Genomic DNA, 22,502 nt, shown 5'->3' with positions numbered 1-22,502 from the left:
ACTTCCAAAGGTCACGCCGCGCAGGTACAGCGGGAGCATGGATCATATCGCCTCCGTGCTCGACGAGCTTACACGTATCTACACTGCCTCGGTCGCCCGGCTGCGCGAGGACGTGATGGCCTTCGCCGCCACGGGCACCTTGCCGCCGGATGAGCGGCGCCGTGACGGCAGCTATTGCTACCCGGAACTGCGCATCCACTTCGGCGGGGAGCCGAGCATCGAGCCGACGGGGCATTCGTTCGGCCGCCTTTCGCAAAAGGGCACCTATTCCTGCACGGTCACGCGGCCGACGCTGTTTGGGGACTACCTTTCCGAACAGCTGGCGATCATCCTGCAGGGCTTCGACGTGACGGTCGAGGCCGCCGTTTCGCGGCAGGAAATCCCGTTCGCCTATGTGCTCGATGGCAGCCTCGGCGCGCAGATGGGGAGCATCGGGCCGCAGGAACTGGCGCGGCACTTCCCGAATGCCGATCTGGCCCACATCGGTGACGAAATCGCGGACGGCGAGTACAACGTCGGCGACGGGCCCTTGCCGCTTTCGCTGTTCGATGGCCTGCGCACCGATTTCAGCCTGGCGCGGCTGGTGCACTATACCGGCACGCCGGCGGAGGACTTCCAGCGCTACATCCTGTTCACGAACTACCACCGCTATGTCGATGAATTCGTTGACTGGGCGGGCAAGCAGCTGGGCACGGGCGAGTATGTCGCGCTTTCGGGTGCGGGCGGGCTCCACCTGACCGAGCCGACCGAGAATGCCCGCGCGCGCATGTCGGACACCGCTTGGCGGCGGCACCAGATGCCGGCCTACCACCTCGTGGCGCCCGACCGCAGCGGGATCACGCTCGTCAACATCGGCGTCGGCCCCTCCAACGCCAAGACGATCTGCGACCACCTTGCCGTGCTGCGGCCCGAAGCGTGGCTGATGATCGGCCATTGCGGCGGCCTCAGGCCCACGCAGAAGATCGGCGACTATGTGCTGGCCCACGCCTACTTGCGCGACGATCACGTGCTCGATCCGGTGCTGCCGCCGGAGATCCCGATCCCGGCAATTGCGGAAGTGCAGGTTGCGCTGGCACGCGCGGCGGAGATCGTCAGCGGCGCGGGCGGCTCGGACCTCAAGCGGCGGATGCGCACCGGCACGGTCGTCACCACCGATGATCGCAACTGGGAACTGCGCTACTCGCATTCCGCCCGCCGCCTGAGCCTCAGCCGCGCAGTGGGGATCGACATGGAGAGCGCCACCATCGCCGCGCAGGGCTATCGCTTCCGCGTGCCCTACGGGACGCTGCTATGCGTTTCGGACAAGCCGCTGCATGGCGAGCTGAAACTGCCCGGACAGGCCAACCGCTTCTACGAGGAAGCGATCTCCAGCCACCTCGCCATCGGCACGACCGCTTGCGAGCTGCTGCGGGCCGAAGGCGCCCGCCTCCACAGCCGCAAGCTGCGCGCGTTTAATGAGCCGCCGTTCCGTTAAGCGGCAAGTTGACACAGTTGACACAGTCTTGAGAGGAAACTGTCACCCCTCCCTCCGGCAGTGCAAAGTACTGATTTCCAAACACAAGCTGCCGATCCGTCCGACCCCGGTGCGGACGGCGCCACTGGCAGCGTGTTGGACAATTCCGGCGGGCGCACCGCAGCGGGCGGCGAAACAGCCGGTCGATTGCGGACACGCCATGGCAAAACCACGGTTCAAAGAGCGAGCCGGATCATGGCGCATCTGCCGGTCTGTAGGAAAATGGTTTCTGCCAGGTCCCGGCGCGGCGGCGCAGGGGCCTTTACAAGCACCCCGGCAGTGATAGCCTCCGGATCTGGAGGTGGCATATGCGCCGCGCGGGGGAATTGGGCGACATACAGCGCATCGGCGGCCACAGCCGCTGGGTGCGGTTGACGCATTGGACGATCGCGCTGGCGGTCTTCGTCTTGATCTTTTCCGGCCTTGCCATCCTGATGGTCCATCCGCGCTTCTATTGGGGACAGGCCGGCAACGACCTGATGCGTCCGCTGTTCGAAGTGCCGCTGGGCCCGAACTTCCACACCCAGCAATTCTCCGCGCAGACGCCGTTCTTTGCCGGGTCCGGCGGAGCCGCCACGGCAGACCGGCTGGCCGAGCCGTGGAACCAGAACGGCTGGGCGCGCAGCCTCCATTTCCTTGCCGCCTGGGTGTTTCTGGCCGGGCTGGCCGCCTACCTCACGCTCTGCGCGCTGACCGGCCATGCCCGGCGCAGGCTGCTGCCCGGGCGGGGCGAGCTGACCGGCGGCGCGCTGGGGCAGGATCTGCGCGCGCACCTCACGCTGCCCATGCCCTCCCCGCCCCCCGGTGCGCCTTATGGCCTGCTGCAGAAGCTGACTTATGCGTTCATCGCGTTTCTCGCGCTGCCGCTGATGGTGCTGACCGGCGTGACCATGTCGCCCGCCATCGCCGCGAACTTTCCGATCCTGCTCGATCTGCTGGGCGGCACGCAATCCGCGCGCACGCTGCATTTCTTTGCCTTCAGCTGCATTGCCCTGTTCCTGCTGGTCCATCTCGCGATGATTGCCCTGACCGGCCCGGTGCGGCACTTGCGCGCCATCATTCTGGGAGCCTGACATGGCGAACGACCGCTTCCTGCTTTCGCGCCGCGGCCTGATCGGTGGGCTCACGTCCAGCAGCGCGCTGATGCTGACGGGGTGCGGGCAAAGCCAGCCGCCGACTTACGGCAACCTGCTGCGCATGGGCGACAACTTCACCTATGCGATGCAGCGCAGCCTGCTCTCGCCCGCTGCGCTGGTGCGCGAGTATGACCGCTCCGAGGTCACCTCGATGCCGGCCACCGGCACGTATGATCCGGCAGTGGCAAGCACTGGCGCACACGATCCGCAAGCCGGGCACGATTATGCAATGCTGCGCAAAGGCGCCTTTGCCGACTGGCGGCTTGAGGTCAGCGGACTGGTCGACCGGCCCGCGAGCTTCTCGCTGGCCGATCTCCAGCGCCTGCCGCGCCGGACGCAGATCACCAAGCACCAGTGCGAGGAAGGCTGGTCGGCCATTGCCGAATGGACCGGGGTGCCGCTCCATAGCCTGCTGACCGCCTGCGGCATCCAGCCCGCGGCGCGCTACGTGGAATTCTACACGTTCGACAAGAACGCCGACAACATCGACATGATCGACGCGCTGCATCCCCAGACGCTGCTGGCCTACGGCATGAACGGACGCGATCTCCCCATTGGCCACGGCGCGCCGCTGCGGCTGAGGCTGGAACGGCAGATCGGCTACAAAAGCCTCAAGTTCCTGCGCCGCATCGTGGTGAGCGACCGGTTCCAGGATCTGGGCAATATCAAGGGCGGCTGGGCCTGGTATAACGGGATTTGAGCGGCGCTGAATTACCCCTCCGACCCGCCTGCGGCGGGCCACCTCCCCATTTGTGCTGCGCAAAAATGGGGAGGATATCAGGACGTTACCAGCCGCAGTTCTGGCCCTTGTTCTGGGCTTCGAGCCACTTCTGCAGCGGAGCGAAGTAGCGGATCATCGCCTTGCCGCTGATCTCGCGGGTGCCGGTGAAAGCCTCGAGCGCATCGGGCCAGGGCTTGCTGGCGCCCATCGAGAGCATGGCATTGAGCTTCGCGCCGACCGCCTTGTTGCCATAGAAGCTGCAGCGGTGAAGCGGACCTTGCCAGCCGGCTTCCTTGCAGGCGGCTTCGTAGAACTGGAACTGCAGCACGCGAGCGAGGAAGTAGCGCGTGTAGGGCACGACCGCGGGGATGTGGAATTTCGCGCCGGCATCGAAGGCATCGGCGGGGCGCTCGGCCGGGGGGACGATGCCCTGATACTTGAGGCGCATCTGGTTCCATGCCGCTTCGTAGCCATCGGGCTTGATCGAGCCATCGAACACACCCCAGCGCCAGCGGTCGATGAGAAGACCGAAGGGCAGGAAGGCGACCTTGTCCATCGCCTGGCGGAGCAGCAGGCCGGTGTCCTTGTCCACCGATGGAACCTTGGCCCGGTCGAGCAGGCCGATCTGGACGAGATATTCGGGCGTGATCGAGAGCGCCATGGTATCGCCAATCGCTTCGTGGAAGCCGTCGTTGGCGCCTTCCATGTAGTAGCGGGAGGGTTGGCTGTTGTAGGCGCGCTGGTAGTAGTTGTGGCCGAGTTCGTGGTGGATCGTGACGAAATCGTCCGAATTGACCTTGATGCACATCTTGATGCGCAGGTCCTGCTTGTTGTCGATATCCCACGCGGAGGCATGGCAGACGACCTCGCGGTCGCGCGGCTTCGTGATCTGCGAGCGCTGCCAGAAGGTTTCAGGCAGCGGCGCGAAGCCGAGCGAGGAATAGAAGCCCTCGCCGGTCTTGACCATCTTCACCGGATCATAGCCCTTGGCGGTGAGCAGATCGCCGATATCATAGCCGATATCGCCCGCGCCCTTGGGGGCGACCACATCGTAGATATTGCCCCATTCCTGCGCCCACATATTGCCGAGCAGATCGGCGCGGATCGGGCCGGACTTGCCCTGCACGGCGGCGCCATACTTTTCGTTTAGCTTGGTGCGGGTGTAGCAGTGGAGCTGGACGTAGAGCGGGCGGACCTCGTTCCAGATCTTTTCGGTCAGCGCGGCGAAGGCGGCCGGGTCCATATCGTAGTTCGAGCGCCACAGCGCGCCGGTATCGGCAAAGCCCAGTTCGCGCGCGCCCTCGTTCGAAAGCTCGACCATGCGGGCATAATCGGCCTTCATCGGCTTGCCGACGCTGTCGTGCCACGAGAGCCACATTTCCTTGAGCTCATCCGGATTGCGATTGGTGCCCATTGCGGCCTCGATATCGCTGCCGTTGATGACCTCGCCCTTCAGGGTGCCTTGGCCCTTGCCGTAGAGGCCCTGAATGCGCGCCTGCCGCGTGCCGAATTCTTCCGCCGCGCCGGGAGTGGTGGGCACCGGGCTGGTGATCTGGGTGCGCATCATCACGAGCTTGCGCTCATCTTCCGCGGTCAGGCCGGGGACCTTGGCCATACGCGCGGCTTCGGCGGCGGTCTTGACCATGAACGTGTTCTGCTCGGCATTGGAGGCGGCGACGAGCGCTTCGGTATCGTCCGTGATGTTGGTTTCGTAGACCCACTGGGTGCGGCCGGCGCGGATGGTCTCAGCGAAATAGGCCTGATCGGCAGCCTTGATCCACGCCTGCGCGGCGGCGGCATCCGGGGCTGGGGCGGCCTGCTGCGCGAGCGCGGGCACGGCGGCAAGGGACGCCGCGAGCGCGGCGATGGAAACGAGGTTTTTCATGGGGCTGGCTCTCCGGTCAGTGCAACTGGACCGTGTTTGCGCCCGGTCCTTGCTGCCACCGATAGCCGCCCGGGAAATAGCGTCAAGCGGTAAGGAATGAAACCAGTTCGGCGCCCATCGCCGGCTCGGTCACGCTCGACATATGGCTGCCGGGGATGACTGCGCGGCGGGCATCGGGGAGCGCATCGGCCAGGCGGTCGGCGCTGCCGTTGTCGCTGTCCTTGTCGCCGCAGAGCACCAGCGTGGGCATGGTGATCGCGGCGAGCGCGGCGGGCGGCGTATCCTCCATCGAGCCGAGCAGAAGGCGCGCCGCGGCGGGATCGGTGCCCATGGTCTTCAGGAACTGCTGCGCGGCATAGGCAGGGTCGCCGAGCCGGATCGTGCCGAAGCGGTCCAGCATATCGAGGAAGAACGCCTGCCGCCGCGCCCAGCCGGCGAGGCCTTCGAGCCCCATGCCGGCCAGCACCAGCCGGCGGGGCCGCGCACCGGCGATGACCGCGCGGGCCGACGTGCGCGAGCCGAGCGAAAAGCCGACGAGATCGTAGTCCGTGAGGCCGAGGTGGGCGATCAGCGCTTCGAGATCGCGGGCGAGGACATCGGGCGGATAAGCAGCGGGATCGTGCGGGGCCGCGCTGGCACCATGGGCGCGCAGATCGGGCATCAGGCACTCGAACCCGGCCGCGACAAGCTGCGCAGCGGTGCCGAACTTGATCCAGTTGACCTGCGCGTTGGAGAACAGGCCGTGCAGCAACACGACGGGCCTGCCGCCGCCACCTTCTGGCCCCATGCGGTGCAGCACCAGGGGCGCGCCATCGAAGCCGGGATAGGTCTCGCTCACTGGCTGAGCAGCCTTACGCCGGAGAGCATCAGGACGGCGGCGAGCGCGGGGCGCAGCACGTGATCGGGCGAGCGGGTCGAAAGCATGCTCCCTATTACCGCACCGGGCAGCGAGCCGACAAGCAGGCTGGCGAGGAGGCCGAAATCGACATCGCCGATGATCCAGTGGCCGAAGCCCGCGACAAACGTGAGCGGGACGGCGTGGGCGATATCGGTGCCGACGATCTTGGCAACGCGCAGCGCGGGATAGAGCATGAGCAGCACCGTCACCCCGATCGCGCCCGCGCCGACCGAAGTCATCGTGACAGCCACACCGAGCAGCGCACCGAGCAACACCGTGGGAATGCGCGCCTGCCGATCATCCAGTCGGTCGTGCTGCTTGGCGAGCACCGCGAGCTGCTTCTGGAACAGGGTGGCGACCGAGGTGACGATGAGCATGGCGCCAAGACCGAGCAGGACGACATGGCTGGAGCCTTTGCTCATCTTGCCGAAATCGGAGATCAGGATCAGCGTGACGATGGCGGCGGGGACGCTGCCGATGGCGAGGCGGCGCATGATGTGCCAGTCCACCGTTTCGCGCTGTCCGTGGATCGCCGAGCCGACGACCTTGGTCACCGAGGCAAAGAGCAAATCGGTGCCGACCGCCGTGCCCGGCGCGACGCCGAACAGCAGGACGAGGATCGGCGTCATCAACGAGCCGCCACCCACGCCTGTCAGGCCGATCAGAAAACCCACGAGCAGCCCGGCGACGCCGTGTAGCAGATCGAAATGGGCCAGCATGGCAATCCCCCGGCAGGTCCCGTGGTCGGGTCCCTTTCGTTCGAGGTGGAGTAGAGCCGCAAGGGCCGCGCGGCAATGCAAGAAACTCTATCAGCAGGGTTGACGTTTCTATTGCCTGCAGCCGCTGCGACGGAACATCGCGGGCTGCGGCTCATTCAAGGAACCATGCGGCCCAACGCTCCCGTTCGGCTGCACGGAGTTCCCGATCATGAATCGCCCCACCCCCCGCCACGCCGCTTTCGGCCGCCTGCTCATGGCGACAGCGCTGTGCCTCTCGTTTGCCGCCCCCGCCTATGCCGAGGGCAAGGCCGACCGGGCCCGCACCGCGATTGCCGAAGCGCAGACCAAGATCGATACGGCCGAAAGCATGGGCACCTCGACTGCGCAGCCGGGCCGGACCGCCGAAGCCAACGCGGCACTGGCGCACGCCAAGGAAAACCTTGCGGCCGGGCACAAGCCTGAAGCCATCGCCGACGCGATCCGCGCCTCTGCACTGGCCGATACGGCGCTGGGCCAGATGCAGAAGAATGCAGCCCAGCACAGCGAAGCCATGCAGGCTCAGGCGCAGGCCCAGATGCAGGCCCAGATGCAGACACAGTCCAATGATATGGCCCGCGCGCAGATGAGCGTCGATGCCGCACACCAGCAGACCGACATGGCCAATGACCGGGCAAACCGCGCCGAAAACGCGGCCGCGGCTTCCGCTACCGATGCGGCGTTCTCACGCAATGCCGCGATGGCGGCTCAGGCTCAGGCTCAGGCTCAGCCGACGCAGGTGCAGACGACCGTTTCGACCGAGCGGTCGGAAACGGCGATGGAACGCCCCGCCCCCGCTGCGCAGGCGCCTCGCCATGCCGTGCACCACCGCCGCGTCGTCCATCACCGCCGCATGATGCATCACCGCAAGGTGACCACCACGACGACCGTAACGCATACGGGGATGTAAGCTGCTGTGCGGCCCCTCTCCGCAAGGGGAGGGGCCGCAGAGGCCGCGCGTCAGCCCTTCTTGAGGTGGCGGCGGCCGAGGAGTTCGGCGATCTGCACCGCGTTGAGCGCGGCGCCCTTGCGCAGGTTGTCCGAGACGCACCACAGCGAGAGGCCGCTATCGACGGTCGGGTCTTCGCGCACACGGGAAACGAACGTGGCATAATCGCCCACGCATTCGATGGGAGTGACGTATCCGCCGTCCTCGCGCTTGTCGATCAGCATGATGCCCGGCGATTCGCGCAGGATATCCTGAGCTTCCTTGGCCGAGATCTCTTCCTCGAACTCGAGGTTGATCGCCTCGGAGTGGCCGACGAAGACGGGCACGCGCACGCAAGTTGCGGTGATCTTGATCTTGGGATCGAGGATCTTCTTGGTCTCGGCGACCATCTTCCATTCTTCCTTGGTCGAACCATCATCAAGGAAGCTATCGATGTGCGGGATCACGTTGAAGGCGATCTGCTTGGTGAACTTGCGCGGCTCGACAGAATCGCCAACGAAGATCGCACGGCTCTGCTCGAACAGTTCGTCCATGCCGTCCTTGCCCGCGCCCGAAACCGACTGGTAGGTCGCGACGACGACGCGCTTGATCCTGGCCTTGTCGTGCAGGGGCTTGAGAGCCACGACCATCTGCGCAGTCGAGCAATTGGGGTTGGCGATGATATTGCGCGCCTTGTAGCCATCGATGGCGTCCGGGTTCACCTCGGGCACGATCAGCGGCACGTCCGGGTCCATGCGGTAGAGCGAGGAATTGTCGATCACCACGCAGCCCGCCGCCGCCGCGCGCGGGGCGTGGACCTTGGTCGCGGTGCTGCCGATGGCGAAGAGCGCGATATCCCATCCGGTGAAATCGAAGTTCTCGATGTTCTGGACCTTGATCAGCTTGCCGGTCTCGCCGAAGTCGATCTCGGTGCCCTGCGAGCGCGAAGAGGCAACCGCCGCGATCTCGTCGATCGGGAACTCGCGCTCGGCGAGGATATTAAGCATCTCGCGCCCGACATTGCCGGTCGCGCCTGCGACCACTACCCGGTAACCCATTGTACTCTCCTTGCGGCGGCCTTCTCGGCCCTATCTGATAGCCCTCTCCCCTTGAGGGGAGAGGGTTGGGAGAGGGGAAAAGCGCTGCGCTTGCCCCTACCCCCTCTCAACTGCGGCTAGGCACTCCGTGCCAAGCCTTCGTATCTCTCCCCTGAAGGGGAGAGAGCAAAGCTATTTGCCCGTTCCTACCCCATGACGGTCGAGGAAACGGAATACGGTTTCATAGAGATGCTTGCTGACTTTCGGCCCGCCGATGCGGTGGGTGAAGCCGGGGTATAGCATCATTTCGAACGGCACGGCCTCACCCTGCAGCTTGGCGATCAGCGCGGTGGAGTTTTCGAACACCACGTTGTCGTCGGCCATGCCGTGGATCAGCAGCAGCGGATCGCTGATTTTCGCGGCGTCGGCCAAGGCGCCCGAGGTTTCATAGACCTTGGGCTCCTTGTTCGGATCGCCGAGATAGCGCTCGGTGTAGTACGTATCGTAGAGCTCCCAGCGCGTGACAGGAGCGACGGCCACGCCGGCCGCCCATTCGCCGGGATGCTGTTCGAGCATCTTGAGCGTCATGTAGCCGCCGTAGGACCAGCCGAACGTGCTGACCCGCGCCGGATCGACGAAGGCGAGTGACTTCAGATAGCGCGCGCCCGCAAGCTGGTCCGCCACTTCGACCGAACCCATCGCGCGGTTGATCGCGCTTTCGAACTTGACGCCGCGGTTGTCGGAGCCGCGCCCGTCGATGGCGAAATAGATATAGCCCTTGTCCACGATCGCCTGCGCCAGCGCGCCCTGCCAGCCCTTGGCTACGACTTGCGCGTGCGGGCCGCCATAGTGGTAGGAGAACACGGGGTAGCGCTTGCCGGGCTCCAGCGGCGGGGTGATCATCATCCAGTGGAGCGGAGTGCCGTCTGCCGCCGGGATCGTGCCGAACCGGGCAGGCCGGTGACTGGCGAGAAATGGCGCATAGGGGTGCGCTCCCTCGACGCGGTTCTCCTCGATCCACGCGAGGCGCTTGCCGGCCGCATCGGCAAGATAGGACTGCGGCGGCTGATTATCGGCGCTGCGGGAGACAACGAGCGTCTGGCCCTTGCGGTCCATCGCGGCGCTGTTGTGGAAGGCAAGGTCGGTCAACCGGTCGAGCTTCTCAGGCGTCTTGAGATCGAAGGCGTAGACTTGCGGCGCAAGCACATCATCGCGCGTGCCAACAAAGGTGACGCGGCCCGCCTTCTCGTCAACGCCGACGAGATCGGTGACCACCCAGGGCCCCTTGGTGAGCTGGGTGAAATGGCCCGCCTTGTAGTGATAGAGATGCGCGAAACCGTCACGCTCCGAAAGCCAGATCAGGCTGCCATCGGCGAGGAAGCGGTAGGCGTCCGAGAGGTTGATCCAGCTGTCCTTGGCGGCGGTTTCGGTGAACAGCACCTCAGCCTTGCCCGTGGCGGGATCGACCTTGAGCATATCGAGCTTGGACTGCGCACGGTTCTCGCGCTGGACGTAGAGCGCCTTGCCATCGGGCGCCCAATCGACGCGCGCGAGGTAGATGTCCTTGTCTGCGCCAAGGTCGACCTGAACGCGGCTCTGGCCGTCTGAGCCGATTACCCAGAGCGAGACTTCGGCGTTGGCGCTGCCGGCGACGGGATAGCGCTGCTCGAAGGTCTTGGTGCCTTCGGCGCCGATGGCAGCGCGGGTGACGGTGCCGACCTTGGCTTCATCGAAGCGCTCGACAGCAAGGCGTGCGCCATCAGGCGACCACCAGTAGCCCTTGAGGCGGTTCATTTCCTCCTGCGCGACGAACTCGGCCTCGCCCCAGTGGACCGTGGCGGCGGTTTCGGCGGGGGTTATGGGTCGCGGCAGAACATCGCCAAAAACTTCACTCACGTAGAGTTGCCGATCACGGATGAATGCGAAATGGTCGCCTTTGGGACTGAGGGTTGCATCAAGATCACCCCCCTCGGTCCATTGAAGCTTGCGCGCAGAGCCTTCGAGATTGGCCAGATACAGCTCACCATCGATGGGGACGAGCACGGCGGAGCTGTCCGCCGTCCATTCGTAGCTGACGATGCCCTTGAGGTCCCCGATGCGCTGGCGCTCGCGCTGCATCTTCTCCGCTTCGGAAAGTTCGCGGCCCGAGGAGAGCTTCTTGGAATCGACCAGCATCTTCCAGCCGCCGGCCTTGCGGTCGAAGCCCCACAGGTCATAGCGCTCGCGGTCGTCCGGGCGGCCCCGCAGCACGGTGACATAGCGGCCATCGGGCGAGAGCTTGACCGCGCGCGGCACTGGCCCTGCCAGACTGGGGCTGGCGAAGACGCGTTCGAGCGTGAGGGCAGGTGCGGCTTGCGGTGCGGTCACGGCACTATCCTTCGTCTCGGCAGCAAGAACGGGCAAGGCAGCGACAAGCGCGCTGGCGGCAAGCAGAGAAGTCAGCAGTCGCATGGGTGCGATGGTCCTTGCTGGAGGTGGGGCAAAACGAAAAGAGGCGCCCTGGCCGGGTTGCCAGGGCGCCTCTTGAAGCACGCTACGGTGCCCGGGCGATGGGCTTATGGGCCCTCCCTGGTCAGCTTTCCGTAGTGGTTTTAATCGCCTTGCGCTCGGCAATACGCGCCGACTTGCCGGTGCGGCCACGCAGGTAATAGAGCTTGGCACGACGCACCACGCCGCGGCGGACCACGGTGATGCTATCGATGTTGGGCGAGTAGAGCGGGAACACGCGCTCCACGCCTTCGCCGAACGAGATCTTGCGAACGGTGAAGTTCGAGCCGAGGCCGCGGTTCGAACGCGCGATGCACACGCCTTCGTAGGCCTGAACGCGGGTGCGCTCACCTTCGACGACGCGCACGCCAACGCGCAGCGTATCGCCGGCGCGGAATTCGGGGATGGTCTTCTTCGCCTTGAATTCGGCGATGGTCTCAGCTTCGATCTGCTGAATGATGTTCATGACTCAATCGTCCTGCACTTCACGCTGCGCGCCAGAGGCAGACTGGACCCGAACGCCGGTGTGGCGCTCCCAAAGGTCCGGCCTGCGTGACCGGGTATCGTCTTCAGACCGGCGTTTCCGCCATGAAGCGATTTTCGCATGATCCCCCGATCGCAGCACTTCAGGGATCGTGCGCCCTTCCCATTCAGCGGGTCGGGTATAGTGCGGGTACTCGAGGAGGCCGTTCTCGAACGACTCCTCTGACCCACTGGAAGGGGCGCCCATTACGCCGGGAAGCAGCCGAATGCAAGCATCGAGGAGCATCAGCGCGGCAGGCTCCCCGCCCGACAGGACGATATCGCCGACGGAGACTTCTTCCACGCCCCGCCCTTCGAAGATGCGCTCGTCGAAACCTTCGAAGCGGCCGCACAGCAGGATGACGCCGGGGCCTGCCGCAAGCTCGCGCACGCGGGCCTGCGTGAGGGGTTTTCCGCGGGGGGTGAGCGCGATGACGGGGCGTTCCTCCCCGGCACGGGGAGGGGGACCATCCGCAGGATGGTGGAGGGGCACGGGCGGTTGTTCCGACCCGGCGAGGTCAGGCGCGTCCGAACCTGCCCCTCCACCACCTTCGGTGGTCCCCCTCCCCGTGCCGGGGAGGAATTGGCGCGCATGGTCGATAGCCTTGGCGAGCACATCGACGCGCAGAACCATGCCTGCGCCGCCGCCTGCGGGGGTGTCGTCCACTGTGCGGTGCTTGTCCGCCGCAAAGTCGCGGATCTGGACGGTATCGATGGCCCACTTGCCCTCCGCCATGGCGCGGCCTGCAAGGCTGACGCCGAGCGGGCCGGGGAACATCTCGGGGTAGAGCGTGAGGACGGTGGCTTGGAAGGTCATTTGGAGGCCCAACGGGCTACGGCCATATTCGCGGCCAAATTGATAAGTATCACGGGAAAGCCAACGAGCAGGAACATTGCTGGGCTGTACGCAGAATGATCCGCCGCGCCCTCACCCAACAGCCAGTAAATGTGACCGAACAAGGCCGCAGCGAATACAAAAATCGTCGGCACGAGACCAGCCAACGCCTGCCCAATCCCCAACTTGCGACCATGCCTGATCAATAGCAGCACAACAGGGACTGAGATAATCATCGGCACCAATACGAGCACAAAAACGTCGAAGAGATGGTTCATCACACCGTCCAGTTCTCAAGCCTGAGCCCCGGCACATAGGCGAAATCGGCTTCGTTGTTTGTCACCACCGTCGCCCCGATGCTGAGGGCATGGGCGGCCAGCATCCGGTCGAAGCGGGCGCGCTTGAATGGCAGGCGCGCGTATTCGCGCGCGGCGGCTTCATCGAAGGGCAGGATCGGAATCACGGCGACGAACGCATCGAGCACGTCTTGGCGTGGCGGCTTCCCGTTCCATGTGCCAAGCGCGACTTCAGCGAAGCTAATCGCCGAAATGCCAAGCGCGCCAGCGTCGCATCCCGCCAAACGCTGGTTGAGGCGCGAGTCTGCTGCGCCGCCCATAGCATAGATCGCGAGGTCTGAATCGATCAGATAACGGATCACTCGCCAGACAGTGCCTTGCGCCGCGCGATGGTGCTCGGGCGTTCTTCGAAGTCCTCACGCGGCGCAGGCTTGAAGCCCGGCAGTTTGCCGGCAAACCCACTGATATCGATCTTGCGCTTGGGGGCGTCTACCGGCTCGATCCGAAACGTCATTCGGTCCTCCTTGACCATGCGCACTTCGGTGCCTTCCTCGAAGCCCATGCCCTTTGGAAGGCGCAGGGCGACGGAATTACCGGACTTGAAAGTCTTGCCGAGGAATTCTTCGCTCATCACCGTCTCCGTATACACACACCGTATATACACAAGCTGCGCCGATTTGCAACCGCGCCCTCAATCCTTCCCCTCGAACGCAAACTCCAGCGATTGCAGCGTGATCGGCTTTGTCGGCGCCAGCAGCACGGTGCCCTTGATGCTGCCCTTCTCGCACTTCCACGCGAAAGTACCGCTCATCGCGCCTTCCGCCATGATCGGCGCGGCGGTTTCACACGCGCCGGACTTGGCCTTGGTTTCTGCCAGCACCTTGGCCCAGTTCGCCACCGTGCGGTCCATCGGGAAGTTCATCGCGACGCGGCCTTGGAGCGCGTCGATGGTCCCGGCGCTCCAGACTGTCTGCGCGGCGGTGTAGAAGCTGGCGAGGTCCGCCGAGACGGGCTCCACTTGCTTGGCCAGCGCGCCCTTGGCGGTGAGCAGGGCGGCGACGTCCCAGACCGCCTTGCTGGGGCCTGCATAAGTCCTGTTGGTGAGCGCAAAGAGCGCGGCGCCGTATTCGGGGAGGACCATCACGTGGCTGCCGTAGCCCGGGTAGCCGCCGCTGTGGGCGAGGACGGTGCCGTAGTCGCAATCGGTGAGGACGCGCCAGCCCATGCCATAGGCGGCCGCGCCCGGGCACTGCTTGTCGCCGCCGGTGGCGGGGCGGTGGAATACGGCGGAATTGTTTGCTCCGCGCATGATCTGGCGGACGGTGGCGCGCTTGACGAGGCCGGTATCGGCGCCATCACGCGGGGGCCAGGCGGAGACGATGAAGGCGAGCCACTTGGCGTAGTCGGTCGCGCTGACTTCGAGGCCGCCCATGCTGTTGAAGGCGCCGTCCTTCATCGTGGGTTCTTCGGCCCAGGCCTCGTTTTCCCAGCGGTAGCCCACGGCGCGCTTGTCCTTGGGGTGGGCGAAGACGTCGAAGCCGCTGGCGCTCATGCCGAGCGGGGCGAGGAGGCGGGTTTCGACGAATGTGCGGTAGGGCGCCTTGGTGATGTTGGCGATCACGCGGCCGAGGATGGCGTAGCCGAGGTTGGCGTATTCGTAGCGCATTTCGGGCGCGCGGGTGAAGGGAATGCCCGCGCGCAGCATCGCGGTGAAGGCGGTCTGCGGGAGGACCGTCTGCCTGTCCCCCCACGGATCGTCCGTCACGAAACCGGCGCTGTGGGTGAGCAGATCGCGGATGGTGATGCGCGGGGAATCGGTGGTGGGATAAGTCCAGCCGCGCATTTCAGGGACATAGCGGTCCGCCGGATCATCGAGCGCGAGGCGGCCTTCATCGCGCAGCTTGAGGATCGACATCGCGGTGAAAGCCTTGGTCATCGAGGCGATGCGGAACAGCGTATCGGGCGTGACCGGGCGCTTGGCGGTGATATCCTGCACGCCTTCGGTTTTCACATAAGCGAGGCGGCCGTCCTTCACTACGCCGAAGACCATGCCGGGGATGTGGTTTTCGGCCATCCAGCCCTTGAGGATGGCATCGATCTCGCTGTCGAACGCGGCTGGATCGGTGGCGGCGGGCGGCTGGGCGGTCTGGGCGAGTGACGGCAGCGGAGCGGTGATAGCCAGCGCTGCCAGAAGAAGTGTCGTGAACTGCATCGCCTGTCTCCCGCCCTGTGGAGTGGGACACTGGCACCAATTGCGGATCATGACGAGTGCAGCGCACCAATTTCGAGCAGTCTTTTCGGCGCCTCAGCTGCCGCAGCCGCCGCAGCCGCCACCGCCGCAACCTCCGCCCCCGCCCCCGCCGCTGCAGCCGCCGCTGCTGGAGCCATCGCCCCCGGTTCCGGCGCTGCGCATGCGATGGAAATCCGAGAGGTAGGAGCCTGCGAGCACTGCAGTGCCGAACAGCGCGACCGCGAGGGGCGCTTCATCGTTCGGCGCGGCACGGCGCAGGCGGGCGGCTTCCAGGCGAGCGTCTGCAAGCGCGGCCTTGCCGGCGCGGGTGCGGCGGTCAAACGCGGCGAAGCGAAGCACTATGGCGAAGAAGGTGAGGAGCAGCAGTCCGGCGAGGATGCCGACCGGCCGATCACGCAGCGTGCCGACGATAAGTTTGGCGAGGCCGAAGAGGAAGAGGAGCACGAACGGGGCGGTCTGGATCAGACGCATCTGCCGGACCGTCGCCGCGTCCATCAGGAGGCCGCGCTGCTCCAGCTTGCGCTCGGCCGTTTCGGCGGGGCCGGCAACCGCGAGGAGCATGTCGCGCCAGCGCACCGGGGAGCCGAGCGCGATCACCCGGCGCTCGGCCAATGTGCGGCCGCCATTGGTGTCGCGGATCTGGAGCGTGCCGCCTGCCTGCACGATGGCCGAGCCTGCCGCCAACAATCGCACCGCAACGGCTTCGGCAAAGCGTTCGCGGCCACCGGCGAGCACGGCAAGTTCGTCTTCGTCGGCAGGGCGGCCCGGGCGGCCATCGGGGCGCAGGTACCGGGGGATGACGATGCTGGCGAACACGGCGATGAAGGCAAGCATCAGGTAGAGCTGGAGAAACTCGGGGCCATGCAAATCGAGCGGGCCAAGGCCTGTCATAAAAGACTCCACAAGGCATACATCAGAAGCGCGAGCAGCCCGCCGCCGAAAAGCCAGCGCCAGGGCAGGATCAGCGCATCATGGGGGTGAACGCGACGCGCCATGGGATCGATCAGCAGGCGGCGGCGCGCATCAGGCCAGATATCCGCGGGCGCTGGGCCGAACGCGGCTTCGTAGCTGCGCAGCGTGAGCGCGTATTGCTCGAAGAAGCGCTCACCCTCGGCGCGGCCACCCATGGTCGGGCCGTGATGCAGCGCGCGGCCAAGCACTTCCGGGCAGAGCCGCTCCCAGTAATCGCGCGTGTAGGTGAGGTGGAGGTGCCAGGCCTGATCGACCGCGTCGGACGGGGTGACTGGATGCGGGGCCGTGACGGCGAGGTAGAGGAACCGGCGATATTCCTCGAAAACGCGGGCGGCGTGCGCATCGGTCCAGCCGTTTTCACGGGCGAGGCGCTGGACGAAGGAAAGATCGGCGGCGGCAGGCCCGACTTCGTAGGTGCAAAGAAGGGCCCAAAGGGTGTCGCACAGCGGGCTTGCTGTTGCCGAAAGTGACGAAGCGAAAGGCGCGTTCATCTGATCTTTCATCTAGCAGCGCGACGTTACCGGAGCGTTACTGCGGCGGGATCCAGATTTCGGGCGGGGCCAGCCCGCGTGCGCGTTCGGCAGCCATTTCGGCGAGGAGCCATTCGCGGAAGCGTTCGATCTTGCGCACGCCGTGGCGGCCTTCGGGGCGCACCAGCCAGAGCGAGACGGGGGGCATGAAGACCGGGGGGAACGGCTGGACGAGCGTGCCCGCCGCAAGCTCGTCGCGCCAGAACACCGGCGTCATCAGCGCGGCACCAAAGCCGGCGCCGGCGAGGCGGGCCTCTTCCATCTGGCTATCGAACGCGATGCCGGCACGCGGCGCTGCATCAGGCATGGTGACCCCCGCCAGCGCGAACCAGCCGGTCCACCATGGGTCTTCGGGCGCGAGGCGCTGGACGCGCAGGAGGTCTGCCGGTTCGCGAATGTCATTCGCCTCAAGGAAGCCGGGCGAGCAGATCGGCGTGACATGGTAGCGCATGAGGAATTCGCGAGTGAGGCCCGGCCACGGCCCCACCCCCGAACGGATCGCCACGTCGATCCCGTCGCGCGCGAAATCGGTGATGCGCCCGGTGGTGGCAAGGCGCAGCGCCAGATCCGGCATGGCGACCTGAAAGCGCCCGATCCGCGTGCTGAGCCAGGTGCCGCCGAACGAGGGGATCGTGCTGATCGCGAGAACGCCGCTATCGTCCGCGCTGAGATTGGCGAAGGCAGTGGCGAGATCGGCGAGCGCGGACGAGACCGCCGGGGCAAGGCGGCGGCCGGCTTCGGACAAGCGCACGCGCCCCTTTTCGCGCAGGAACAGCGGGCGGCCGACCCGGTCTTCCAATTGGCGTACCTGATAGCTGACGGCCGCCTGCGTCATCCCGAGTTCTTCGGCGGCGCGGCTGAAATTTTCCAGCCTTGCGGCAGCTTCAAACACGCGAACAGCGGACAGGGGCGGAAGCTCGGGCACTCGCCAACAATAAGGCCACCTTATAGGATATGCCAGACCTTTTGTTGGCCGGGCGCGCGGCGACAAGGCACAATGCGGCCATCAGCGAAGGAGACAGGCGATGATGGACGAATTCTGGAGCCGCGGTTGGGCCGAAGCCCACAAGGCAGCCTTGCAGGCGCGCGAGAGCAGGGCGAACGATGGTCGCCCGGTGCCGACGCTGTGGGACGACCTGCGCAAGCTGGTTCGTGACGTGGTTTCTCCGCCAGTGCGCAAGCAGGCTGAAGATGCGTGCGGGGAAGCGGCGACCTGCCAGCTACCTGCTTGTCAGTCAGCAGCGTAAGCCGCTTCGATAACCAGCCGTTCACCGTTCCATTCAGGCACGGCCTGCAGGCGCATCGGCACCATGAAACGTTTGGGGGGCTTGCCCTCTTCGGCAGGCCGCTCGATCTCGAGCACATCGCCCGCGCCGAAGTTTTCGACCGCGATGCAGGTGCCGAGCACCTCGCCCGCAGTCGAGACGGCGGGAAGGCCGATCAGATCAGTGTAATAGTATTCGCCTTCTGCCAGCGGCGGGAGGCTGGCGCGCGGCACCGTCAGCACGGTGCCGCGCAGCTTTTCAGCAGCAGTGCGATCAGCCACTTCGGCAAAGCGGCCGATGGCGCCGCCCTTGCCGTCATCACGCAGCTTGGTGAGCGTGAGAGCGCCGTCGTTGAAGCGGGCGTGAGCCTTGAGGCTCTCCACCCCTTCCCCGAACAGCTTGAGCCGCACTTCGCCGCCCACGCCATGCGCACCGCTGATGGCAGCGAGCGTGACGGGGCGGGCGTGCATGGTCCGGCTTAGCCTTCGGTCTGCTCGGCAGCAGCTTCCTCGGCGGGCGCTTCTTCAGCAGCCGGGGCTTCTTCAACTGCGGGAGCAGCGGCAGCAGCCGCGGCGGCCTCTTCGGCCTCACGCTTGGCTTCTTCGGCCTCGGCGATCTTCTTGGCGCGGTCTTCAGCGCGATCCTTGGCCTTCTTGCCCGGCTCACCCTTTGCGGGGTTCACAGTGGCGGTGCGTTCCTTGATGCCGGCCTTGTCGAGCATGCGGGCAACGCGGTCAGTCGGCTGCGCGCCGACGCCGAGCCAGTAGCGCACGCGGTCTTCGGTCAGGCGGACGCGGTTCTCGTCATCCTTGGCGAGGAGCGGGTTGTAGGTGCCGACCTGCTCGAGATAGGCGCCATCGCGGGGCGAACGGCTGTTGGCGACCACGACCTTGTAATAGGGGCGCTTCTTCGAGCCACCGCGCGAGAGACGAAGGGAAACCGACATACTTCAAACCTTTCCGAGTAAAACTGAAACTGAAACTGAACTTGAAATCACTTTTTCCTGAGCAGATCGCCGAGGTTGGCGGGCATGTTGCCGCCGCCAAGGCCGGGCAGGCTTCCGGGCAAGCCGGGCATGCCGCCCATCCCTGCCCCCATGCCGCCGCCGGGAAGGCCACCGGGGCCTGGACCGGCATCGCCGCCGCCCATTCCGCCGCCACCGAACATGGCAGCAAGGCCCTTGAGCCCGCCCATCTTGCGGATCTGCTTCATGGCTTTCGCCATTTCCATGTGCATCTTGATGAGCTTGTTGACGTCCTGCACTTGCGTGCCGGAGCCCTTCGCGACGCGGATCTTGCGCTTGGCGTTGAGCAGTTCGGGGCGCTCGCGCTCCTTGGGCGTCATCGAACCGATGATCGCGTCCATGTGGAGCAGCACGCGGTCGTCCATGCCGGACTGCGCCATCGCCTGCTTGGCCTTCTTCATGCCGGGCATCAGGCCCGCCAGCACGCCAAGACCGCCCATGCGCTGCATCTGCTGCAGCTGGGTGCGCAGGTCGTTCATATCGAACTGGCCCTTGGCCATGCGCTGCGCGAGCTTTTCGGCCTCGTCGGCCTTGACCGTGGCGGCCGCCTTCTCGACGATCGAGACGATATCGCCCATGCCGAGGATGCGGCCGGCAACGCGTTCGGGATTGAACTGCTCGATCGCATCGAGCTTTTCACCGGTGGCAGCAAACTTGATCGGCTTGCCGGTGACAGCGCGCATCGAAAGCGCTGCACCGCCGCGCGCATCGCCGTCCATGCGGGTGAGCACCACGCCGGTGAGATCAACCTCGCCCGCGAAATTCTGCGCGACGTTGACCGCGTCCTGACCGGTCAGCGAATCGACCACCAGCAGCGTTTCGCGCGGGGCCGAGACTTCGGCGACGGCCTTCATCTCGTCCATCAGGGCCTGATCGACGTGGAGGCGGCCCGCAGTATCGAGCATCAGCACGTCGACCGCCTGGAGCTTCGCGGCGCTCAGCGCGCGGCGGGCGATCTCGACCGGGGACTGCCCGGGCACGATCGGCAGCGTGGCAACGCCGGCCTGGGTGCCGAGCACCGCAAGCTGTTCCTGCGCCGCCGGACGATTGACGTCGAGCGAGGCCATCAGGACCTTCTTGCCCTGCTTTTCCTTGAGCAGCTTGCCGATCTTGGCGGTCGTCGTCGTCTTGCCCGAGCCCTGCAGGCCGACCATCATGATGACGACCGGCGGCGTGGCAGCGAGATCGAGCTCCGCCGTCTCGGAGCCGAGCATTTCAACGAGCGCGTCGTTGACGATCTTGACGACCTGCTGGCCGGGGGTGACCGAGCGCAGCACCTGCTGGCCGGTGGCCGCTTCGGTGACCGAATCGATGAAACGGCGGACAACCGGGAGCGCGACGTCGGCTTCGAGGAGCGCGATCCGCACCTCGCGCATGGCGGCCTGAACGTCTTCCTCGCGCAGCGCGCCGCGACCACGCAGGCGATCGAAGACGCCTCCAAGCCGGTCTGACAGACTATCGAACACGCAGCGACGCTCCTTTTCCCGGTGACCTGCAGCGAAACGCCAAAAACGCCGGTGGGCGAAACCTCGCCGACCAGCGTATGGTGTATCCACGGAAACCGGGATCAAACTACCCTGACAAGACGACCGGGGCCACCTTTCAGTGAGGCGCGCCTACGCGAAATGCGGCTGCGGCGCAAGTCCCTCCGCCCTGCGGTGCGAGACGCCCTCAGGCAAGCGGAGCTTAACCAAAACTTCAGGGCACTGCATTAAATATCCGGATCGGACCCGAAAGGAATGGGTAAGCCGATCATGGCCAATGCTGGGCAGGACAGGATTGATGCGACGGGCTTCGCGCCTTCGCCCCAACGCGCCGAGCGCGATCTCGTCGCGCTTGGCATCCTTGTGTCGGCCATTTTCCTGTTCGTCGGCACAGGCTCGACCGTGCTTACCGGCATTGCCCGCAGCTGGCTCTATGGTGTGGGCAGTCCGGACGTGCTGCTCACCAATGCACTGATCCTCAACATCGCGCTGCTGATCTTCGGCTGGCGCCGCTATACCGAACTGCAGACCGAGATCACCGAACGCCGCAAGGCCGAGCAAACCGCGACGCGGCTGGCGCGCACCGATGCGCTGACCGGCTGCCTCAACCGCCGCAGCCTCGACGATGCCATCGCGGCGCTGGTCGATGAGGGAGCGCAGCACGGCGACGAGATCGCCGTGATGATGATCGACCTCGACAAGTTCAAGCGCTCGAACGATCTGCTCGGCCACAAGGTGGGCGATGCCGTGCTGGTCGAAACGGCGCGGCGGATCGAAGCGCTGATGCCCCCGCGCGCCGTGGTTGCGCGGCTGGGGGGCGATGAATTCATCTGCGCGGTGATCTTCCCGCCGCGCAGTGACAGCGCCATCGAGCAGCTCGCCGTGCGGATCAATGACGCGCTGGCCCAGCCGATCTTCTCGGGCGACTTGCGCGCCGAAGTCACGGCCTCGATCGGGATCGCCGTAGGCGCGCGCGGGGCGGTGCACAGCGCCGTGCATGTTGCGCAGGATCTGCTCCACCGCGCGGACCTGGCGATGTATCAGGCCAAGCGCCGCGGGCGGAACCGCTTTGCGTGGTTCGAGCAGAGCATGGAAAGGGAGCTGCGCTTCCGCGGCGAACTTGAGCAAGGCATCCGGGAAGGGCTGAAGCACGGCGAGTTCGTGCCTTATTACGAAAAGCAGATCGACCTCGACACCGGCGAGATCACCGGCTTCGAGATGCTGGCCCGCTGGCTTTCGCCGCGCCACGGCATCGTCAGCCCGGAAGTGTTCATCCCGGTTGCCGAGGAAATCGGCCTGATCGCCGAGCTTTCCGAGGCGCTCATTACCCTCGCGCTGGTGGACGCCAAGGCCTGGGATCCGCGCCTCACGCTCTCGGTCAATATCTCGCCGGTGCAACTGCGCGATCCGTGGTTTGCGCAGCGGCTGCTGCGGATGCTGGTTGCGGCCAATTTCCCGCCGACCCGGCTGGAAATCGAAATCACCGAGACCTGCCTGCACGAAAACATCGCGATCGTACGCTCGCTCATCACCAGCCTGAAGAACCAGGGCATCCGCATCAGCCTCGACGATTTCGGCACCGGCTATTCGAGCCTCGCGCAGCTGCGCACGCTGCCGTTTGACCGGATCAAGATCGACCGCAGCTTCGTCTCCACGCTGGCGCGCAGTGCGGACAGCGCCTCGATCGTGGAAGCGATTTCGTCGCTGGGGCGCGGGATGGCACTGCCGATCACGGCAGAAGGCATCGAAAGCTCCGAAGTGCTTGCCGCGCTGCGCCAGTTCGGCCAGTTCAAGGGCCAGGGCTATCTCTATGGCCAGCCCGCATCGGCTGAGGACGTGAAGGCCGAACTATCGGCGCATGGGCTGCTTAGCGGCCAGTCCACCGGCAGCGCTGCCCCGGAGGGCCCGAGCGCCTGCAGCGCCTGAAACCGTTGCGCCGCGCGGCGCAGCCCCCTAGACGGGC

Annotated in this window: 23 protein-coding genes; 6 read left to right on the top strand and 17 right to left on the bottom strand. The window is 65.7% G+C overall.

Annotation, left to right across the window (positions count from 1 at the left end):
- Positions 1-37: 37 nt before the first annotated feature.
- The 3 genes from ACO056_RS08645 (at position 38) to ACO056_RS08635 (ending at position 3,349) form a co-directional block, all read left to right on the top strand.
- Positions 38-1,474 carry an AMP nucleosidase gene (locus ACO056_RS08645; protein ID WP_421854703.1) on the top strand — a complete coding sequence of 479 codons (1,437 nt, stop codon included), beginning with the start codon at positions 38-40 and terminating at the stop codon, positions 1,472-1,474.
- A gap of 347 nt (positions 1,475-1,821) precedes the next feature.
- On the top strand, positions 1,822-2,586 hold the full coding sequence (locus ACO056_RS08640; protein WP_421854700.1) for a cytochrome b/b6 domain-containing protein: 765 nt from the start codon (positions 1,822-1,824) through the stop codon (positions 2,584-2,586).
- 1 nt (position 2,587) lies between these two features.
- Complete coding sequence (locus ACO056_RS08635; RefSeq protein ID WP_421854697.1) at positions 2,588-3,349, top strand: molybdopterin-dependent oxidoreductase; 762 nt, start codon at positions 2,588-2,590, stop codon at positions 3,347-3,349.
- Positions 3,350-3,434: 85 nt separating this feature from the next.
- Here ACO056_RS08635 and ACO056_RS08630 read toward each other — a convergent pair whose 3' ends face one another.
- The 3 genes from ACO056_RS08630 to ACO056_RS08620 form a co-directional block, all read right to left on the bottom strand.
- Complete coding sequence (locus ACO056_RS08630; protein ID WP_421854694.1) at positions 3,435-5,255, bottom strand: M2 family metallopeptidase; 1,821 nt, start codon at positions 5,253-5,255, stop codon at positions 3,435-3,437.
- 82 nt (positions 5,256-5,337) lie between these two features.
- The gene (locus tag ACO056_RS08625) at positions 5,338-6,042 is read right to left on the bottom strand and encodes an alpha/beta fold hydrolase (RefSeq protein ID WP_421855406.1); all 705 of its coding nucleotides are present in this window, start codon (positions 6,040-6,042) and stop codon (positions 5,338-5,340) included.
- A 47-nt stretch (positions 6,043-6,089) separates the two neighbouring features.
- The gene (locus ACO056_RS08620) at positions 6,090-6,872 is read right to left on the bottom strand and encodes a sulfite exporter TauE/SafE family protein (RefSeq protein ID WP_421854691.1); all 783 of its coding nucleotides are present in this window, start codon (positions 6,870-6,872) and stop codon (positions 6,090-6,092) included.
- Positions 6,873-7,080: 208 nt separating this feature from the next.
- On the opposite strand from ACO056_RS08620, the gene ACO056_RS08615 reads away from it, so the two are divergent.
- A complete protein-coding gene (locus tag ACO056_RS08615; protein ID WP_421854688.1) occupies positions 7,081-7,818 on the top strand; it encodes a hypothetical protein in 738 nt (245 codons plus the stop codon).
- 50 nt (positions 7,819-7,868) lie between these two features.
- Here ACO056_RS08615 and ACO056_RS08610 read toward each other — a convergent pair whose 3' ends face one another.
- The 11 genes from ACO056_RS08610 to ACO056_RS08560 form a co-directional block, all read right to left on the bottom strand.
- Positions 7,869-8,894, bottom strand: a complete 1,026-nt coding sequence (locus tag ACO056_RS08610) for an aspartate-semialdehyde dehydrogenase (protein WP_421854685.1) — start codon at positions 8,892-8,894, stop codon at positions 7,869-7,871.
- A gap of 171 nt (positions 8,895-9,065) precedes the next feature.
- Complete coding sequence (locus ACO056_RS08605) at positions 9,066-11,324, bottom strand: DPP IV N-terminal domain-containing protein (RefSeq protein ID WP_421854682.1); 2,259 nt, start codon at positions 11,322-11,324, stop codon at positions 9,066-9,068.
- Positions 11,325-11,445: 121 nt separating this feature from the next.
- Complete coding sequence (rplS, locus tag ACO056_RS08600) at positions 11,446-11,826, bottom strand: 50S ribosomal protein L19 (RefSeq protein ID WP_421854679.1); 381 nt, start codon at positions 11,824-11,826, stop codon at positions 11,446-11,448.
- 3 nt (positions 11,827-11,829) lie between these two features.
- Complete coding sequence (trmD, locus tag ACO056_RS08595) at positions 11,830-12,699, bottom strand: tRNA (guanosine(37)-N1)-methyltransferase TrmD (protein WP_421854676.1); 870 nt, start codon at positions 12,697-12,699, stop codon at positions 11,830-11,832.
- Positions 12,696-12,995 carry a hypothetical protein gene (locus ACO056_RS08590; RefSeq protein WP_421854673.1) on the bottom strand — a complete coding sequence of 100 codons (300 nt, stop codon included), beginning with the start codon at positions 12,993-12,995 and terminating at the stop codon, positions 12,696-12,698. The genes trmD and ACO056_RS08590 overlap by 4 nt, the downstream gene beginning before the upstream one ends.
- Positions 12,995-13,375 (bottom strand): type II toxin-antitoxin system VapC family toxin, encoded by a 381-nt coding sequence (locus ACO056_RS08585; RefSeq protein WP_421854671.1) that lies wholly within the window; start codon positions 13,373-13,375, stop codon positions 12,995-12,997. The genes ACO056_RS08590 and ACO056_RS08585 overlap by 1 nt, the downstream gene beginning before the upstream one ends.
- Positions 13,372-13,644, bottom strand: a complete 273-nt coding sequence (locus ACO056_RS08580) for an AbrB/MazE/SpoVT family DNA-binding domain-containing protein (RefSeq protein ID WP_421854669.1) — start codon at positions 13,642-13,644, stop codon at positions 13,372-13,374. Before ACO056_RS08580 ends, ACO056_RS08585 begins: the two co-directional genes overlap by 4 nt.
- Positions 13,645-13,704: 60 nt before the next feature.
- Positions 13,705-15,225, bottom strand: a complete 1,521-nt coding sequence (locus tag ACO056_RS08575) for a serine hydrolase domain-containing protein (RefSeq protein WP_421854666.1) — start codon at positions 15,223-15,225, stop codon at positions 13,705-13,707.
- Between the two features lie 93 nt (positions 15,226-15,318).
- The gene (locus ACO056_RS08570) at positions 15,319-16,155 is read right to left on the bottom strand and encodes a TIGR04222 domain-containing membrane protein (protein ID WP_421854663.1); all 837 of its coding nucleotides are present in this window, start codon (positions 16,153-16,155) and stop codon (positions 15,319-15,321) included.
- A complete protein-coding gene (locus ACO056_RS08565; protein ID WP_421854660.1) occupies positions 16,152-16,727 on the bottom strand; it encodes a glycine-rich domain-containing protein in 576 nt (191 codons plus the stop codon). The genes ACO056_RS08570 and ACO056_RS08565 overlap by 4 nt, the downstream gene beginning before the upstream one ends.
- A 37-nt stretch (positions 16,728-16,764) precedes the next feature.
- On the bottom strand, positions 16,765-17,658 hold the full coding sequence (locus ACO056_RS08560) for a LysR substrate-binding domain-containing protein (protein ID WP_421854657.1): 894 nt from the start codon (positions 17,656-17,658) through the stop codon (positions 16,765-16,767).
- A 133-nt stretch (positions 17,659-17,791) separates the two neighbouring features.
- On the opposite strand from ACO056_RS08560, the gene ACO056_RS08555 reads away from it, so the two are divergent.
- Entirely contained in the window at positions 17,792-18,013 is a 222-nt protein-coding gene (locus tag ACO056_RS08555) for a hypothetical protein (protein WP_421854654.1), read from the top strand.
- On the opposite strand, the gene rimM is transcribed toward ACO056_RS08555, so the two are convergent.
- From rimM to ffh, 3 genes are read right to left on the bottom strand one after another with little or no spacing between them, the layout of a single operon-like run.
- Complete coding sequence (rimM, locus tag ACO056_RS08550; protein WP_421854651.1) at positions 17,998-18,501, bottom strand: ribosome maturation factor RimM; 504 nt, start codon at positions 18,499-18,501, stop codon at positions 17,998-18,000. The genes ACO056_RS08555 and rimM overlap by 16 nt on opposite strands.
- 8 nt (positions 18,502-18,509) lie before the next feature.
- Complete coding sequence (gene rpsP / locus ACO056_RS08545; protein WP_421854647.1) at positions 18,510-18,977, bottom strand: 30S ribosomal protein S16; 468 nt, start codon at positions 18,975-18,977, stop codon at positions 18,510-18,512.
- A gap of 47 nt (positions 18,978-19,024) precedes the next feature.
- Positions 19,025-20,521 carry a signal recognition particle protein gene (gene ffh, locus ACO056_RS08540; RefSeq protein ID WP_421854644.1) on the bottom strand — a complete coding sequence of 499 codons (1,497 nt, stop codon included), beginning with the start codon at positions 20,519-20,521 and terminating at the stop codon, positions 19,025-19,027.
- A gap of 273 nt (positions 20,522-20,794) precedes the next feature.
- Here ffh and ACO056_RS08535 point away from each other — a divergent pair, with 273 nt between their 5' ends.
- Positions 20,795-22,465: a putative bifunctional diguanylate cyclase/phosphodiesterase gene (locus ACO056_RS08535; protein WP_421854641.1), complete on the top strand. Its 1,671-nt coding sequence runs from the start codon at positions 20,795-20,797 to the stop codon at positions 22,463-22,465.
- Positions 22,466-22,502: the final 37 nt, after the last annotated feature.

This window comes from Novosphingobium sp. (assembly GCF_965228995.1).
In the GTDB taxonomy this organism is placed as follows: domain Bacteria; phylum Pseudomonadota; class Alphaproteobacteria; order Sphingomonadales; family Sphingomonadaceae; genus Novosphingobium.
Note: the sequence above shows the minus strand (reverse complement) of the source record. Positions and strands in the feature narration are given on the sequence as shown.